General features: G+C 28.9%; 13 protein-coding genes. 1 reads left to right on the forward strand and 12 read right to left on the reverse strand.

The window, feature by feature from the left end; all coding sequences use genetic code 11:
- Window positions 1-41: 41 nt before the first annotated feature.
- The gene (locus ACFSSB_RS03515; protein ID WP_379901017.1) at window positions 42-1,073 is read right to left on the reverse strand and encodes a hypothetical protein; all 1,032 of its coding nucleotides are present in this window, start codon (window positions 1,071-1,073) and stop codon (window positions 42-44) included.
- Between the two features lie 507 nt (window positions 1,074-1,580).
- Here ACFSSB_RS03515 and ACFSSB_RS03520 point away from each other — a divergent pair.
- Window positions 1,581-2,795: a sensor histidine kinase gene (locus ACFSSB_RS03520; protein ID WP_379901019.1), complete on the forward strand. Its 1,215-nt coding sequence runs from the start codon at window positions 1,581-1,583 to the stop codon at window positions 2,793-2,795.
- A gap of 120 nt (window positions 2,796-2,915) precedes the next feature.
- Here ACFSSB_RS03520 and ACFSSB_RS03525 read toward each other — a convergent pair whose 3' ends face one another.
- The 11 genes from ACFSSB_RS03525 to ACFSSB_RS03575 form a co-directional block, all read right to left on the reverse strand.
- Window positions 2,916-4,589, reverse strand: coding sequence for a MutS-related protein (locus ACFSSB_RS03525; RefSeq protein WP_379901021.1), 1,674 nt, complete (start codon window positions 4,587-4,589; stop codon window positions 2,916-2,918).
- A gap of 116 nt (window positions 4,590-4,705) precedes the next feature.
- A complete protein-coding gene (locus tag ACFSSB_RS03530; RefSeq protein WP_379901023.1) occupies window positions 4,706-4,930 on the reverse strand; it encodes a hypothetical protein in 225 nt (74 codons plus the stop codon).
- Window positions 4,931-5,082: 152 nt separating this feature from the next.
- Window positions 5,083-5,673 (reverse strand): porin family protein, encoded by a 591-nt coding sequence (locus ACFSSB_RS03535; RefSeq protein WP_379901025.1) that lies wholly within the window; start codon window positions 5,671-5,673, stop codon window positions 5,083-5,085.
- Between the two features lie 192 nt (window positions 5,674-5,865).
- Window positions 5,866-9,195 carry a hypothetical protein gene (locus ACFSSB_RS03540; RefSeq protein WP_379901027.1) on the reverse strand — a complete coding sequence of 1,110 codons (3,330 nt, stop codon included), beginning with the start codon at window positions 9,193-9,195 and terminating at the stop codon, window positions 5,866-5,868.
- Between the two features lie 506 nt (window positions 9,196-9,701).
- Window positions 9,702-10,334: a hypothetical protein gene (locus ACFSSB_RS03545; protein WP_379901029.1), complete on the reverse strand. Its 633-nt coding sequence runs from the start codon at window positions 10,332-10,334 to the stop codon at window positions 9,702-9,704.
- A gap of 167 nt (window positions 10,335-10,501) precedes the next feature.
- Entirely contained in the window at window positions 10,502-10,714 is a 213-nt protein-coding gene (locus ACFSSB_RS03550) for a hypothetical protein (RefSeq protein WP_379901031.1), read from the reverse strand.
- Between the two features lie 162 nt (window positions 10,715-10,876).
- Window positions 10,877-11,641 (reverse strand): DUF4145 domain-containing protein, encoded by a 765-nt coding sequence (locus ACFSSB_RS03555; RefSeq protein WP_379901033.1) that lies wholly within the window; start codon window positions 11,639-11,641, stop codon window positions 10,877-10,879.
- A gap of 147 nt (window positions 11,642-11,788) precedes the next feature.
- Entirely contained in the window at window positions 11,789-12,472 is a 684-nt protein-coding gene (locus tag ACFSSB_RS03560; protein WP_379901035.1) for a hypothetical protein, read from the reverse strand.
- Window positions 12,473-12,629: 157 nt separating this feature from the next.
- Complete coding sequence (locus ACFSSB_RS03565; protein WP_379901037.1) at window positions 12,630-13,649, reverse strand: LamG-like jellyroll fold domain-containing protein; 1,020 nt, start codon at window positions 13,647-13,649, stop codon at window positions 12,630-12,632.
- A gap of 242 nt (window positions 13,650-13,891) precedes the next feature.
- Window positions 13,892-14,629, reverse strand: coding sequence for a hypothetical protein (locus ACFSSB_RS03570; RefSeq protein ID WP_379901039.1), 738 nt, complete (start codon window positions 14,627-14,629; stop codon window positions 13,892-13,894).
- Between the two features lie 603 nt (window positions 14,630-15,232).
- Window positions 15,233-17,923 carry a putative LPS assembly protein LptD gene (locus ACFSSB_RS03575; RefSeq protein WP_379901041.1) on the reverse strand — a complete coding sequence of 897 codons (2,691 nt, stop codon included), beginning with the start codon at window positions 17,921-17,923 and terminating at the stop codon, window positions 15,233-15,235.
- Window positions 17,924-17,993: the final 70 nt, after the last annotated feature.

The following is a 17,993-nucleotide window of genomic DNA, read 5'->3' on the forward strand; positions in this document are numbered from 1 at the left end:
GAAATAAAATAGTTCAACAAGAATGTTTACTTTTTAATTTATTATTTGATTTGACTTTCATAAAAACTTTGTGTATTAGTTCCACTTTTTGTGTTTATTAGATGTAAATCAAAGTCATATTGTATATGCTTGTAGGAAAATTTGTAATAGTATTTATATGTTGTCCATGCCCATTCCTTACGTGAATAATTTATTGATTCATTGTACCACACATCAATTATTTGCTCTGTAGCATTATCTGTTACAGTTATACCACTAGCATTTTCCAAAAGTATTTTTCCGTTTTTATCAAATAAAAAAGATCTGTTATGACGTCTTACATCATCTATCTTATATTTATAAGCACCGTTTTCTAGTTCTGGACTATCTGCTATAAAAAAATCGCCTGCTTTTCGAAAGTTTAAAAATCTATTTTTAGGAAATACTGCTTTTTTAGATTCTTTATAGACTAATTGAGCATTTGAGTCAATTTCAAGTTCTCCATTCTCTTCAACTTCATTACTTAACTGTCCATTCCATAAATCATCGTTATTACTTTTAGTAGTTTCTTTAGTTTCATCAGATTTCCCATTCCAAAAATCATTATTTGATGCAGTAATAGCAACCGTATTTTCCTTTTTACTTTTAAGTTGGTTGATTTTAAATTTATAACTACCTATTCTAAATTTTAAATGTCTTAAATAATACTTTTCATTTCGTTCATAAATTTCATCGTGTTCTAAATGTGCTCCAACTCCTATATTTTCATAATATTTGTTCATAGCATCAATATGATTATTAATTTTATCACGTGCAATTTTAGCTTCAAAATTTTCGCTATTGTAATAATCCATTAAGTTATTAGCTTGAGATAATAATTGCTCACATTTTTGTACAGATTCACAATTCTTGTTTTGATCCAAAAACTTCTTAGCTTGATTAAATGAATTTTTAATAGTGTTAATATGTCTATTATATTCTTCTTTTTGCTTGTTTGTAGTTCCTTGATAACCTATATGTTCTACAACTACTTCTTGACAAAACATAGTTAATGGTAAAATAAATAGAAATACTAATGTAATTTTAGGTTTCATAAGATATGTTTTTTAATAATTTCCTTTTTAATGTTTAGTAATATAGCAATAGTTTAATTTTTTTTGTAAAATAAATATTTAAGACTTGATTAAATAATACCTAATACTATGTGTTTTTTTTTCCAATTCATCAAAATTTACATTTTCAGTGATCTATTTTTAATTTCTGAATTCTGCCATTCAATGAATGGCTAACTTATTTATAGGAGTGAATAACCAACACTTTATTTCTATTATAGGCTGTATAAAAGTACTTTATACTTAAGCAGTTATTAATTATCAATCTAAAAAAATACAAAGTCCCTAAATAGGTAATTAGCTGACATATAGTCTAATATAGGATTTTTTTTTCTTTTGTTTATATAGGAAAATTAAAAAAAGAGAAGTTGTGTTCTTTTTATTTGTAATAAGCTTTTACATTATACTTTTTTTAACAAGCAGAATAATTAAGTCCGTAGTAATATTCTTATATTTCGTGTATTCCTAAAACATAATTAAACAGTTTACATGATAACACCTGAACTTCCTGAAAATGAATATGAAAGGCAATTAGAAGTCAATAAGTATCAACTATTAGATACTTTACCTGAAGAGAGCTATGATAATATCACTGCTTTGATGGCCTATATATGTGATGTTCCAATTTCATTAGTTACATTGTTAGATAATAATCGTAATTTTTTAAAATCACATCATGGTGTGCCATTCAATGAATCGCCAAGAGAAATTTCTTTTTGTGGTCATGCTATTAATTCTGAGGAGTTAATTACTATAGTTGAAGATTCTAGAAAAGATGAACGATTTCATGATAACCCATTAGTAACTGATTATCAGGCCGTTTTTTATGCTGGTGCAACATTAATAAACTCTGAAGGCTATAAGCTAGGAACCCTTTGTGTTTATGATACTAAACCAAGAATTCTCACAAGTGAACAGAAAAATGCTCTATTAGCTATGTCAAAGCAAGTAACTAATTTGTTTGAGCAAAGATATCAAAACATAAAACTTATCGAATTACAGGAAAGTTTGAAAAAACGAAATGAAGATTTGAAAAAGTTTGCTAATGTTGTTTCACATGATCTTAAATCTCCATTAGCGAATATTATTTCTTTAACGGAATTACTTGAGGAAGAAAATAAGGGGAAATTAGATGAAGAATCTAGACAATATTTGGAATATTTAAAATCTTCTTCTAATTCTTTAAAGAATTATGTTGACGGATTATTAAATTTCTACCAAAGTGATGAATTACTTAAGAATAGAACGCAAGACATTTTGATTCAAGATATTTTTAAAGAACTAAAAAATATAACAGACTCAGATGAAAGAGTTTCTTTTCATATAAAAGGAAATTGTAAGGTAATAATAACAAATAAATCAGCTTTAATGCAGGTGTTAATTAACTTGGTTACTAATGCCATAAAATATAATAGCAAGCCTCAAGCTGAAATTGAAATTGATATATCAGAGAATGAGTTTCAATATAAATTATCAGTTAGCGATAATGGAGATGGAATTCCTAAAGAATTCATTAATAATATTTTTAATCTTTTTAGTGTAGTAGGAGTTGAAGATAAGGATGGAAATATTGGTACAGGTATTGGATTAGCTTCTGTAAAGAAAATTATTGTTAGCTTAGGAGGAGAGATAAATGTTGAATCTAAATTAGAAGAAGGTAGTGTATTTACATTTACAATTTCTAAAAAAAAACAAGCATCATAATTTAAAATAATTGTTTACAACATGTTTGTGTATGGAAACTAGCATGTTTAAGCTTTAGTAAACATTCACGTGCCAGAGAAGTTTCTGATAGGAAATTTGGAGTAAACCTGAACCAATCAATTAATTATGCACGTTGTTGCCAGTAGTATTTTTTGCTAAATATGTTTTATCTAATTCTTTGGCTATTTCGATTGCTTCTTTCACAACCTCTTTTGGGTAATCGTTAATTTCAAGTATTCTAATTGCATTTCTGTTTTTTAATTTTCCACCTTTTAGTTTGTAATCAAATCCAACGGTTTTGTCATTTACCGTTTCGCTAAAATGATACAGTTCATATTCGCCAGAAAGCATATCTGTTAATTCTATGTCGTGCGTTGAAACCAATATTTTATTGTTATTCTTTGTTAAAGCAGATAAAACAGATTTTCCAGCAGAAATACGTTCTACTGTATTTGTGCCTTTAAATATTTCATCTAAAAGAAAGAGGTTTTTATTCCCATTTTCACTCTCTTTAAGCATCTCCTTAATGGTTAATACTTCTTCAAAATAATAACTTTTATCATTCATTAAATCATCACTTATTCTAATGGCTGAAAACACTTTTAATAAAGGAAAACTCATTGATTTTGCAAAACAAGTATTAATTGTAAATCCAGTTATTACATTCAGGCCAATAGCACGAATAAAAGAAGTTTTTCCAGACATATTTGAACCTGTAAGAAGTATAGATTTTTCAGCTATTTCAATGCTGTTAGTTGTGCAATTAAAAATTAAAGGATGACTGATATCTTTAACAATGATTTTATCTGCATCATTAATACTTGGCAAACAGAATGTTTTAACTCCGTTTCTTAAAGACGCTATTGAAATTAGCATATCAACATGCCCAACAAACTTAAAAACGTTTTCTATGTTGTCTCTTTTGTTATTTAACCTTTTTAAAACACTAAATAATAATAAAGGCTCAAGCAAAAACATTGTTTTAAAAATCTCAAAAACAAACCAAGCTAAGATTTCAAATTCTCCTTGTAGTTTGGCTTCAAGTGAAAAAAATGACATTCTATTTTTAACTTCATTTATTAATTTGATGGACTTTGGTAAGTCAGGATTTATTTTTTTAAATAATGGTATTGTAAATAAATGAGAAGCGACATTATTAAGCCTTAAAAGTTGTGGAATTGAACTTACATACTGAACTAAATTATTTTTATTCCAATAATGTAGCACAAAATTCACACAGAAGACACCTAATAAAACAATGAAAAATATAGGATTGAAAAAGGCGAAAATCAATGATACTAAACTTGTAAACGACAATAATTTTATGACAAAAAACCATTTTGGTGCATTAATATGCTCTTCTTGAAATAATGTAGTTATGTAGTAAGCGTCTTCATGTTTTAGTTTTTCCAACTTTTTTTGAACCGAAATTCTTAATTCTGGATTTTTCGATAATTCCGTTATTATTTCTTCGTTCCGCTTGGTTTGCTTTTCATTTACTTTTATTGTGCGAAGATTATTGTAAAAATATTGTTGCCCAACTTTTGAATTAGTTCGGTCAAGAAACATAAATAAGTCATCAAAATCTAAATCGTTGCAGGTTTTGTCTGATAATACTTGATGAGCTTTTGAATTGTCTTTTTTTCTGAAGTATTTTTCTATGCTGTCAAAGTCAAAGGATTCATCTTTAAGTTTTCCAAATGATTCTTTTAACCTCTGATTTCTCTCTTTTTTTTTATTGAATTTTAGTTGAGAAAAAGTGTATTTAATTTGAAATATTATGTCTTTTATCATTAAATAATTAGTGTAGAGTTTCTATTTAATGTTACAAAAAATATTTAGTTTATTGTTTATCTGGTGAATTTTAACGAAGTATTTTGCATTACTTTCAACTTGTTAGTATATGGTTGTCACTCATTTTCTGTTTTTAAATATTTTCTAAATTTCAGAATTTTCATTCCAGAAAATAATATAAATACGAACCCTAAAACGCATCCAAAAAGACTGATAGTTTGCGGTGTTGGTCTTTTACTGCCTAAACGATGAAACAATAGCGCAACTATAAAAATCACTATACCAATCAGAAAAGGTGTGAATAAATTTCGCCAAGTTTTTTTAATATTTTCTTCTGTCATTGTGTTTCCTCAAATGTGCTACGGTTTAGTATAATAATAGTAGCGTGTTTAAGCACTAAAGTTAGCAATTAAATCACAGATAGAAAGTCTGTGAGGATTAGCAATGTATTATATACTTTGTTACCCAACGTTATTATTCAGTTCTTAATTTATTAAAAATAATATCCAAGTGATAAGCTAATCATTGAGTTTTTGTATTTAGCATCTTTAATTACTTGAGTTAAACCAAAATTATACCTAGTCTGTATAATTAAATTACTTTCAAATTTATAGCTAAAACCTCCAGTTAGAGCAAAATCAATTGATTGTATATTATCAAATTCAACTTCATCTCCATTTTCACCATTGCTTATTCCATCATCAATTTCAACTTTATCATTTATTAGAAAACCGATTTGAGGACCAAAATCAACACTCATTTTTTTTAAGAAATAAATTTTTCCTTGTATAGGAATATCGATGTAGTCTAAAGTAGTTACATAATAGGTTTTAAGATGATTATTTGGATATGGTAAGTTTTGGTTAATAGAAAAATTTCCACCACGTCTATTATAAACAATTTCTCCTTGTACTGAAACTAAATCAGATATTTTTAGTTCAGACATTGCTCCTATGTTAAAACCTATTCTTGAAGTAAAAGTGCTTTCTCCAGAACGAAATCCAGAAAAGTTCACTCCAGCTTTTGCTCCGAAATTAATATTTTTTTGAGCAAAGGCATTCATTCCAAATAGTGTTATAATCACTAATGTTAGTTTTTTTAACTTCATAATTTTGTTCTTCAGTTAATGTTGGGTAACGTGTTTGTATATGGTTTGTTGCGTGGTTTAAGCACTAATTTAGTAAATAATTACCGACCAAGAAAGTCCGCGAGGACTTTCGTAAGTAGGCGAGAAGCTAGCAATAAATTATATACGGTGTTGGGCTTTCGTACTTTTTCACGTAATATTTTTGTTTTTAATTCTTTTCAAAACCTCTTCAATTGAAAAATTCGGCGGTAATGGTTTGAAATTTTTATTTGATACAGAGAATTTTTTGCGTTGAAACTCTCTCAATTTTGGGATGTTCAATTTTGAAACAAGAATAGCATCATTTGTACCTCCTTTTAGTCTCAATAAATCCTTTCTAGCTGTTTCCGTTGGTTGAGTTAATCTGGTGTCTCCAAACTGGCTTGTATTGACTTGAGCGACATAGCAATGCAAATCTCTTGCGCTTGCTTCAATTATATTTGAGAAATATGGAGTGTCCTTGTTCCATTCTAATGCGATTAGTAAATCAATTTTACTTCTTAGTAAGCTTCTATGTTCCAAATCTGCTAATTCAAAACAATAGAATACTGAAAAGTAGATGTTTTTCCAATTGAAAATATCATATCTGCTTATGCTTGGCTTTGGTACATTTAAATGATTTTGAGAAATTAAATGTTCTTCAACTGGAGCATAATGATTTTTGAGTCTGAAAACTATGGTAGCATCTTTTATACCATTAACTTCAACTGGAAGTATGGTAGCCACAAAATTAAAGGCTGTTTTGTTAGAAATAATATGTTCTAGTCCGGAAATTACAAGAGTTTGATTTTTTTGCGAATAACGAGCTAAACTAGGAAGTAAGTTTATTGGGATAAAAAACTCGGGAAATAAGACCATATCTGAGTTTTCTTTTCTAGCTTGGTTTAAAATTAAAGCTAAGCGTTGGTATCTTTCAATAGATAAATTTGGTTCATTTCTAACGCCTTTGACAATATTACTTTCTATTACTTCTGTATTGGCAAATGAAATACTAGGTTCCTTAATTTTATCTTTAGAATTAATGCGGAATTCCTTTATTTGATTTTGGTGCTCTAAATTATCGCTTCTATCTCTATTTACTAAATCATAGAAGCTTGATTTCAATTTTTTATCATTTAAAATGTAATGAGGTAAATGATTTGAATTTCCTTTTAGATAAATATCAAAAGCATAATCTAAATAATATTCCTCTTTTTTAATTTCTGTGTCTGTAGCTAAATCTTTTTCAGTTTTTATTTTAGGGCCTAATATATCCGTCAAAGGATATCCGTTTTTTTCTTTACATTTTGATTTATCGAATTTAGAAAGCTCTGTAAAAGTTGAAGCAAAACAACATTCCCAAAATTTTATCGGTCTTGGCGAATTTTCTATAAGTTTTTCATCCAATTCGAAAGATTCAATTTCGAGTTGAAGTTTTAGTAAATTACTAAACCCTCTTTTAGAATCTTTTGTATAGTTTAATAATGGAGTAGAAACATATTGATGCCTAATCATATTTGTTTCTCTAAATCTATTCTGCCAAACTGAATTTGATTTCGTGATTTCGTTGTTATTCAAATAATAAACTAAAAGAGAATTTGATAGTTCAATTGTTTTGAATTCAAAATGACGTTCAATATCTCTACTTTGATTTAAAAACATTGGATTCAGTGAAATAGTTAATTCGTGAGCACAATCTAAATACTCAGCCATTGAATTTTGAACAAGATTATATTCAACTTTAGTGTTTTCTATAAAATGAATATCTTTTTTTCCAATTTTGTCAATTTGTTCTGCGCAATGAATATAAAAATCGATGTACGATTTAGGTTCTTTATTGACTAAAAAATAAGTAAAAACTCTTTCCCATAAACGATAAAACTCGAGACAAGTAGAGCCTTTGAAAAATTTAAGAACTTGATTTTTTTCTTTCTCAGAAATACTTCGTTCGTGATTTAAAGAGCTGAATATTTGATTGGAAAGAAATAAAGTCAAACCATATCTATTTTCTTTATAATCTTGTAGAGTTTTAATTTTTCCTTCTGTTCCATTGTAATCTAAATGATACGCACTTGATTCAAATTCCCCTAATGAATTGTCGTGACTTGGTAAATCACGAAACTCACTCGTTCTTTCTTCTAACTCTCTCTTTAATTTATTTATTACCATATCTGATTCTTCCGAATCAAAATAGTAAAGAAGTGTTTTCTCGCTTTGACAGAACAACGACTTCTTCCCATTTATTTTAAAAACTCTTCCTTTAGAATTACTTGAATTTGAAGAAAAAGGAGAGTCAACAAGGTTTATTAACGGGCTAAGATTTGAAATGATATATTTTTCAATTTCATTAAGAGTATCTTCTTCGAAGGTGATTTTATAATGAATATTATTTTTACTGTTATATTTTTTCTTAATCCTCTTCTTATAATCATTAAATGAAAATTTAAACTCTTCATTCAATTCTTCATTGTTTGAATTTGGATTTGGGTCAGCAAGAACTAGTAAAATATCGTCAACATATCTCCCATAATATGCAGGTTTGTATTTCTCTACTATTCTTTTATCAAAGTCTTTTAAGTAATCATTTGCAAGAACAAAAGATGATAAAAGACCTATAGGTAATATAAATTCTTGAAGTTCATTTTCTTCATTACGTTCTAATTCATTTGAGAAATTATATGGTTGTTCATATTGTAACGAGATTTTCTCTGTATAAATATGATGAATTTTCAAAAACAACTTATTTAGATTATTGTGAGCTAGCTTATAATGAGTTTTCTGATCACTATAAATTAAATCATTAGGTATTCTTACAGAATGGAAATAATCTTTAACATCTAAATTTAGAAAAAGAACATCTCTTTCTTTTTTTATTAATTCTTGAGCAACATTTACAGAGTCGTCCCTCCATTTTTGATATTGTTTAAAATAGGGTTTAAATAGACCAGAGCCGTGAACAATTGTTTTTTTATCCTTACTTAGTAATAATCTATTTCCAATACAATTATCTCCAAGTTTAGAATCAATCTGTACGCCATAATTTATAGTCCAAAGAACAGATAATAGGTGTATTTCGATTGGAGCATCTATAAAAGCTGTAAGTCTATTTATTGGATATTCTTTCTCAACTCTTTGGTTTGTGATGAAATTATCTGCTATTTCAGTTTTCTCATATTTTTTCGGATAGATATTTGCATCTATTTTATTGAGAAAAAAATCAAAAAATTCTGATGAGCTGTGAAAGTTATTCAATTCATCTGTAAAGATTTGAAGTTTACTGTCAATTGATTGAGGAACACCAAAATCGTTTTTAAAAATATTCAGTTCATCTTCTATTTGGTATGGTTTTTCGCTTCCTCTGAATAATGAATTAAAATCTTTAGTCAAATTAGTCTCAAACTCAACTAATTTTCGCCTTAAAATGATATCTGTATTGTCGTAGTAGATATAAGTTTTCAGTCTCTTATATGCATCCTTTATATCTCTTAATTCAAATTTCATCTATATTTTTAATTTATGTTCGAGTGTTTTTCAGTATGAAGCCCAACTTATTTATATACGTGTATAACCAACCCTTTATTTCTATTATAGGTTGTATACAAGTGCTTTATACTAAAGTAGTTATTAATTGAAAGAATCTAAAGCAATATAAAGATTTTAGAAAGTCGATTAATTAATAGCGCAAGCAATATAAGAAATTTCTCTATTTTATATAAAGCCAAAAACTAAAAAAATAGAAGTTGGGTTGCTTTTTTATTTCAATAGTTATAATACTATATTCTAGTTGAGAATAGGGTATAGGTGTGCTATGTTCTATTAAGTTACATAGAACGACTGAAGAATGCTTTATTAGCTGCTTAGCTTGATTTTAACGGTCTAGTGTATGACTTCGTTGCGTGGTTAAGCAACTAAGTTAACAAATAAAAAACCGAATAGAAAATCTGAGAGGATTTTCGTAAGTAGGCTAGAACCAAGCAATAAAATATATACGTTGTTGCCCACAGTTTTTATAAGAATTTTAAAGAAAACAACCAATTATTTATATCAGCTGCTAATTCCGTTTTGATTAATGGTTGTTTGTCAATTACTTTAATTAAAACTATGTAAATATGATTGTCTTTGTCAGCAAAAAATATTTCTCCAGTTTCAAATATTTTCTTCGGTTCAATGTCATATTCACGAGTGTATTTTGTGTAAAAGACTTCAGACTTTTTTTGTACACTTTGTAATTCAAGTGTATTTCCGCTTGACAACGAGCCATAAACCATTCCATTAAGAATTAAGTTGAAAATTAGGCTACTTGAGTTTTTATTAAATTGTTTTTCTGCTGTTTTAATTACTTGATTGACCATTGTACTATCAATATCAAGACTATTTAATAACTCTTTTTCGTTATTAATATTTTGATTTACAATATCGAAAATTATTTTTGCAACATCTTTTTTTATCACAACCACATTGATAGAAGAATTGAAAATTTCTTCTTTTCCTTCAATTTCAATTTTTAGCGAATCTTTGTATTTAAATTGATGAAATTTATATTCTCTTTTGTAGTTTTTAAATTCAGGATTCTTAAAAATGCTATCAATCGTAAAACTACTTTTTCTGCCAAACTGAAGTTCTAATGGGTCAATTTCCAATCCATTCCTAACAAAAGTTACAGGCGGAATTTGTTTATAAGTCCAATTTGTATTTGTTGTGTCGGCATAGAAATTTCCACTCGCTATATAACTAGATTTCGGCGAAGGCTCATTTCTATCATTGTCAGATAGAAATAATTGTTTTACATCAAAATAATCGTTTTCTCCTATATTCCTTTCTCGATAGAAGATATTTTGGTCTTTAGTTCAGTTATTTCTGCTGCGTGTTTTTCGTCTTTTCTGTCTGATTCATAATTCCAAAGAAATCCAATGGCTGGACCTAAAACTCCAAGAATTGCAATCCAATAAAGATGAGTATTTCTTTTCTTTTCGACTGTTGATTCTTGGTCTTTAGATTTTTTCTTATTCTTTTTTTTCATTCAATGTTTGCTGTTTCTCAAATTTTGGACAACGTGTTTGTACATGGTTTGTTGCGTGGTTAAGCAACTAAGTTAACAAATAAAAACCGAATAGAAAATCCGCGAGGATTTTCGTAAGTAGGCTAGAACCAAGCGATAAATTATATACAGTGTTAGCCACAGTTATTTTCTTTTTCGCTTTCCTTTTCGACTATTAATTTCTTTAGCTATTTTCTTTATCTCTCTCTCTGTGTCTTTAAACAATTTATTTAAGGCATATTCCAATAATGAATATGTCTCAACAATATCTATGGTTTCTAAATCCTTACTCCTATGACTTCCAGTATTACCAATCCATTTTATTGCTAACAAAATATTTGTTATTTCTTTTTTTGGAAATTTTTCAATTCTATGATGTAATGCTATAGGTGTCCTTTTTCCGTTACCAATAGAATATTTTTTTACTTTGAATTCGTCCATTAGAATTTCTAATGAAGTTCTAATTTTATTAGCACAAGATTCTAAATCGCACCAAAACAACTTAAATGAAGCAATGATTTCATCTGTTACTAATTCAGGACAGTCTTTTGGAATTTCGAATAAATGTATTGTTGGATTGACAAATGTTGGGCTAAAATATGTTTCGTATTCACTTACGAATTCATCCAAATGTTGGTCATAGTGACCATTCTCTTGAGGATTACCAATACCAAGGAAGTATACTACTTCTTCACAATTTTTACATTTCAATTGTCCACTTATATTAAGTGTAATCCATTCTATTTCCCAATCATCATTTTTTAATCGATAATTCTTTGACTCTTGTGTTTCTGAAGTGATGAATTTATCTTTTAAAAACTCTAAAGATTTTGATTTACAATGAGGACAATTCCAATTAAATTTTGATGTTTCTGTAAAATGTTTTTTTGTCCAATTATCTGTATTCATAGTATTTGGCGTTAATTGTGGCTAACGTGTTTGTGTATGGTTAGTTGCGTGGTTAAGCAACTAATTTAGCAAAAATGAACCGAACGAGAGGAAATTCCGCAGGAATTTCCTCGTAGGCAAATCACAAGCAATTAATTATACACGTTGTTAGCAACTGGCATTTTCTTCGGCCCATTCTTCAGCTATTTGTTCAACATATTCTGTGAATGTTTTTATTTTGTCATAACTGTAAAATGTGTATTCGGGCTGTCCTATAATTGGCGTAATATCATCAAAACAATGGTCAGAAGCGAATAATATTATTTTATTAGTTTTAGAATCATAGAAAGTCATATTTCCATTTGCCTCTTCTACAAAACAAATCAGGTTTGAGTAGTCTATCGGCTTGATATTTTCTTCTTCGCAAGTTTCTTTATAATATTCATTCCAACTACCAATTCCGAAACTGCATTCAGTTCCGATAAACATAAAATTCTGATTATTGGTTAGTGAATCCTCTGGTTGATTAAACGATTCCTGAATTCCACCAATATTTTGTAATAAAATTTTGTGCTCAGCACTTAACTTATCTGATACATTTTCTAAACCTTCAATTTTATTTAACCACCCAAATATTTCGTCATCAATATCAGTCCAAGCAAACAAAATGTGTTCAACATTATTAATTCGCAGAAAGGTTTTTCGCGAACATTCAATCAGTTTTGTCAGTTTTGGGAATATGTTTTTAAATTCATTCGATAATTCAAGAGTTCTTTCTTCAATTTCTACCTTGTCATTTTCTTGGAAAAACCAACTTATATCTTCTGTAAATGCGTTTAAATCTTTGTTCATAGTTGGTTTTTTTGCTTGTTGCTAACGGTTCTGTATATGATACGTTGCGTGTGTAAGCAACTAATTTAGCAAATAAAAACTAAATAGAAAGTCCGAGAGGACTTTCGTAAGTAGGCTAGAACTAGCAATGAATTATACACGTTGCTGTAAACAGTTTTTATTCGCAGCAAGGTTCTATTTCAAATAATTCTGTAACTTGTGCTTGGTTCAATTCAACATTAAATATAGCAATGTCATCTAGTTTCCCATCAAAGTATTTACCAATTATTAAATCGCCAATATCTTCAGCAGTGGGAGTGTTAGAGCAGCCAGTAGTAATACCTGTTGCAGTTCTTTCAAGAGCGCCATTTCTGTAAAGACTTAAAGAATTATTTATTTCATTATAAGTTGCAACTAAATGGTGCCAATTGTTGTAATCATTTTCAGTATCCCAAGATTGGTCCCATACAGAATTGAGATGTCCAAATGTAGGTCTGTTAAGGTCATATAAACCAAGAGACCATTGACCATAAGTACTGGGGCAACTTAAACCTTCGTCTCTGCTCACTAAAACGTTGTAATTACCATTCCATGAAACACTAGGATTAAACCAAAGTGATATAGAGAATTCAGACAGGTTATTTAAGAAGTCTGTATTAGTAGTTGTCAAAAAATCATTTGTTGAAGTGCTAAATTCGAAAGCACAATTTTCATTAGAATTTCTGTCTAATGTAGAATTTGCAGATGTACTATTGGTTAATATATTAGAGTTAACTAAATCATCTAAGCTTCCGCTATTAAAAGGATAAAAAGCAATTACTTGGTTTTGCAACTCATCTGGAATACAAGAAATTCTTTCAGTGCTGAAAGAAAATTGTCGTTCAAGACTATTTCCAAATTCATCTTTTGCAATTACTTCTCCATTATATAATGTGTTTATTTCAAGATTTATGAAATTATAACTTTGTTGTAAAGTATTTTCGATAATTAAATTTTCATCCAAATAAATATCATATTTGACAATTTCATTTTCTGGGTCAATTGATTCTGTCCAATTTATAGTCGCAGAAACTCTTGTGATTTCAGATACAGAGATATCAAAATTGTTTGGTGGATTATTTGTGTTATTATCAGAATTGTTGTCTGAACTACAAGAAATTAAAATGGCTAAAATCAGGATTAAGATACTATTTTTCATTTATTCAGGGTTTTGTTTAACGTGTTTGTATATGGTTTGTTGCGTGTTTTAAGCACCTAATTTAGCAAATACAAACCGAATAGAATATTCCGCAGGAATATTCGTAAGTAGGCTAGAACTAGTAATTAATTTTATACGGTGTTACAACCTTTTACGACAGAGTAGAGTAAGAACGTTTTTCTATTTTCAATTTAATTTATTATAAGACTTTCCATATCTGTAGTCAAAAATGTTAAATATAACTATTCTTGATATGTATAAGTTACAAATCTAGATTCTTCATTTGAAACGATTTCTTCGGTCGTTAGAGGAAAACCATTTGTATTGTATGTATGAGTTAAAGTAGAATTAAAAGAACCACTTTTAGTGATAATATTATTAGCTGTGTTAATAGGTGGGATTAATGGAAATACATGAGATATTTTATTAAATTCTTGATTTTCAAAAGCATCATTCAGTGGATTATTCCTGTTATCATATTCATAAGTAGTTAGAGAAGTTCCTTCTCCTACAGTTAATACATTACCATTGCTATCATTTGTGAAATTTTTGTCAGATTGAAAGATGTCTCCATCATAATTTTTTGCTTGAATTAATTGTGAATTACTATCGTAAATTAACTCAAAGTTAGTTTCAGAATTTGAGAAAGTTATTGATGTTATCAATCCATTTGTATACTGATATTCTCTTGAATTACCATCGCTAAAATTTTCTTTCCATATTTGTCCTTCATCATTGTATAAGTAATTTACATATGTTGTTGTGTTTTCTAGACCATAATTAATTCCAGAAACTCTACCTAAATCATCATAAGAATAAGAGTTATATACGATATCTGATTCTCCAGAGACTGTAAACGTAGTTTGAGTTTTTATTAGTTTACCTAAAGGTGCATTGTTGTTTTGTGATGGTTCAGAATTGTCAGAATTACAGGAAAATATTAATGCAATTAATGTAAGAAGTAAGATTGTTTTTTTCATAAAAGTATTGAATTCAGTTATTTGTAATTTAGTTTTATTAATAGTTACGATTTCAGAGTAATTGGTTGTAACTTATTTATATACGTGTATAACCAACCCTTTATTTCTATTATAGGTTGTATAAAACTGCTTTATACTAAAGCTGTTATTAATTGAAAGAATTTAAAACAATATAAAGGTTTTAGAAAGTCGATGAATTAATAGCGCAAGCAATATAAGAAATTTCTTATTTTATGGATAGAATAAAACTAAAAAATAGAAGTTGTGTTGTTTTTATTTTAATAGTTATAATACTATGTCTATTTGAAAATAGGGTATAGGTGTGCTATGTTCTATTAAGTTACATAGAACGACTGAAGAATACTTTATTGGTTGCTTAGCTTGATTTTAACGGTCTAGTGTATGACTTCTTTGCGTGGTGGAACAACTAATTAAGAAAAAAGGAACCTAATAGTAAATTCATGCGTATTTTAAGGAGTAAGCTAAAACCCATAATCTACTTTAAACAGTTTTCTTGATTTTGGTATTACTAAATTTTCATGTTTTTAAAATTTCTAAAAACAAAAGACATAAGTAATAATTCATATGCTATAAAAGCACCAATTACAATTGATCGTCTGATTGTTTACGTTTTTCGTATTTAATATCTTGTAAAATACTTGATTTGATACCAATAAAGAAATTCCAAGAACTTCTAGAGCTAAAAGGTACCCAAGAAAAGTTCATTCGCCAACTTAATAAATCACGTTCAAAACGCAATTGTGTATAGGTAAAACCTTGGTTTTTTAAATCGTAACCAGAAGAGGCTCCAACTGTCCAACGTGGTGCAAACTCTACATCACCAGAAAACATTAAAGAGTGTGAGGATATTTCATTTTGCCTGGCACTATTCGAGTAGTTTACAGCGTAGGCAAGATTTAAGCTCCATGGTACTTTATAATTGTATAAAGAGCCAGATTCTTTTTGTTCGTCTTGGTTTTCTTGCTGGTTATTATTTAGTCTTTGGTCTGCAAAATCTTCCGCTACACCAAATAAATCATCGGCACGACCACCACTACGTAAGGTTTCATTTCTACTATTTTCTCTACTTTCATCTTCACCACTAAAGGTCTTACTGCTTAGTGTATAATTCATGGTTAAGTTTGCACTAGTTAACCTAAATAAACTTCCTCCATTATTAATATTATAAGCATCTATTTTAGTGTTGTTATTATCTAAAGCATAAGGATCTAGAACAGCACCAAAATTAATAGACATTTTATCATCTAGTATTTGTGTACCACCACTAACACGTAAAGGACTCCATTGTAAAGAATCTCCAGCAAAATTATAGGCTGTAGAAAAGTTTAAATTATTTAGTAATGTAATTTTTTTATCTTCGGTAGCAGTACTGTCTTTTGCACGTACTTTAGCTTCTAGATTATTAGAAAGGCTTAAACCTACAGAACTAGAAAAGTTTTGGTTTGGTGCACCATAAAGACTTTCTTCAAAACGTGAAAAATCTACTTCTTCTTCTACTAGACCATCTGCACTTACTACTTCGTAAGAATCCCAATAGTTATCAAAAGCAGGATTTATATTATAACTTACCGATGGACGCATAACATGCCTAATGGCTTTTATTTTTCGGTCTTTGCCTTCTTTTTCAAAATTAAACATACCGTAAACTGTGGTTCCTAAACTAGTACTAAAATTATAGGTTCTATAGGCATCAAAACCACTTTTGTCTACAGTTACTTCTTCTTCTAAATCTGTATCATAGTATTTGTTAATAGTGTTAAATGTCCAGTTTTCTTCAAAATTAGAGCTAGCACTTAAACTAAAATACTTAAAAAGTTTAAAGTTTGTAGATAAAGGTATGCTGTGTTGTACACCCATTAAAGCATCGTCCCACATTTCTTTTTTAAAGAAAAGTGAATCTGTTGTAGTAATACTATTTTCTGCGATTAGGTTGTATTGAAAATTAAGGTTTTCTATAATTCCTTTATTACTTCCTGTTTTGTTACCAAAAGGATAAATTCTACTAACACTTGTCTGTATAGTAGGCAGTGTCATGTTTATTGTTTCGGTATTTGTGTTTTGTGAGTGTGTTGCTGTTGCACTAAAGTTTACCTGAGGCTCTCCTTGAAAGGTTTTAGAATATGAAACCGAAGAAGAAAGGGTATTATTTAAAAAACTAGAAACATTGGTTTGGTTAATAGAGTTTTGGTAATAGCTACTACTACCTAAGTTTACAGAGGCAGAAAAACGTGAATTAGGACTCGATTTAGTGTCTTGACTATGTGACCAACGTATGTTGTAAATGGTGTTTTTAGCATAGTCATCAAAACCACGTTCACTAGTAATTAGGTTTTCGTACCTAAAACTCACATTACCATTAAACTTATAGCGTACGTTATATTTACTTTCTAAGCGTATACCATAACTACCATTGGTATAATAATCCCCAAGAACAGCCAAATCAAAATAATCATTTATAGCAAAATAGTAACCACCATTTTGTAAAAAATAACCTCTATCATTTTGCTCACCAAAACTAGGGAAAATTACTCCAGAGGTTTGTTTTTTGGTTAAAGGAAAATAGGCAAAAGGCAAACCAATAGGAGTAGGTACACCATAAATAAACATGTTAGTTAAACCTGTAGCAACTTTTTCGTCAGGAACCACTTTGGCTTTACGTAGTAAAAAGTAATATTCAGGATCTTCTCTATTTTCTGAAGTGGTATATTTTGCATTTTGTACAAAATAAACAGAGTCGTTTTCCTTTTTAGATATTTCACTATCAAAAAAACCACCTGCTTGTTCTGTTCTAGAATTAAAAATTAATGCTTTTTCGGTATCTATATTAAATCGAATAGAGTCTGGTTCTACTACTTGAGTTCCTTGTTTAAAAACAGGATGTTGTGAGTATTCGCCTAAAGAATCTTTTATTCTTCCTGCATATACTTCGTTTTTACTGTAGTCTATAACTATAGTTCCAGCTGTAATTTCCATGTCGCCATAGATAATTTCTGCTTCGTTGTATAAATAGAGTTTTTGTTCTTTTCGGTTAAAAGAAGTATAGTCTTTGGCTTTATAGTTTACAATATCTGTTAAAAACTCTGGTTTTGGTTTTACAGAATCATTTTTAATAGAGTCTTGTCCTTTTTCGGTAAGTTCTACGGTAGATGCTGCTTCTTTTGGCTTTAAAATAGAATTAACATTAACAGCAACAGAATCTCCTTTTTTAACAGGATGAATCTCTCCGCCAGAATTTGGTCTGTCTTGAGCAAAGCCACACATGTTAATAAACATGGTAAAACTTAGGGCAAAAAGTATTTGAATTTTATTTGTACGCAACGCTTTTAATGTATTTTTGTAAAAG

The organism is Lacinutrix gracilariae (assembly GCF_042684485.1).
Classification (GTDB): Bacteria; Bacteroidota; Bacteroidia; order Flavobacteriales; family Flavobacteriaceae; genus Oceanihabitans; species Oceanihabitans gracilariae.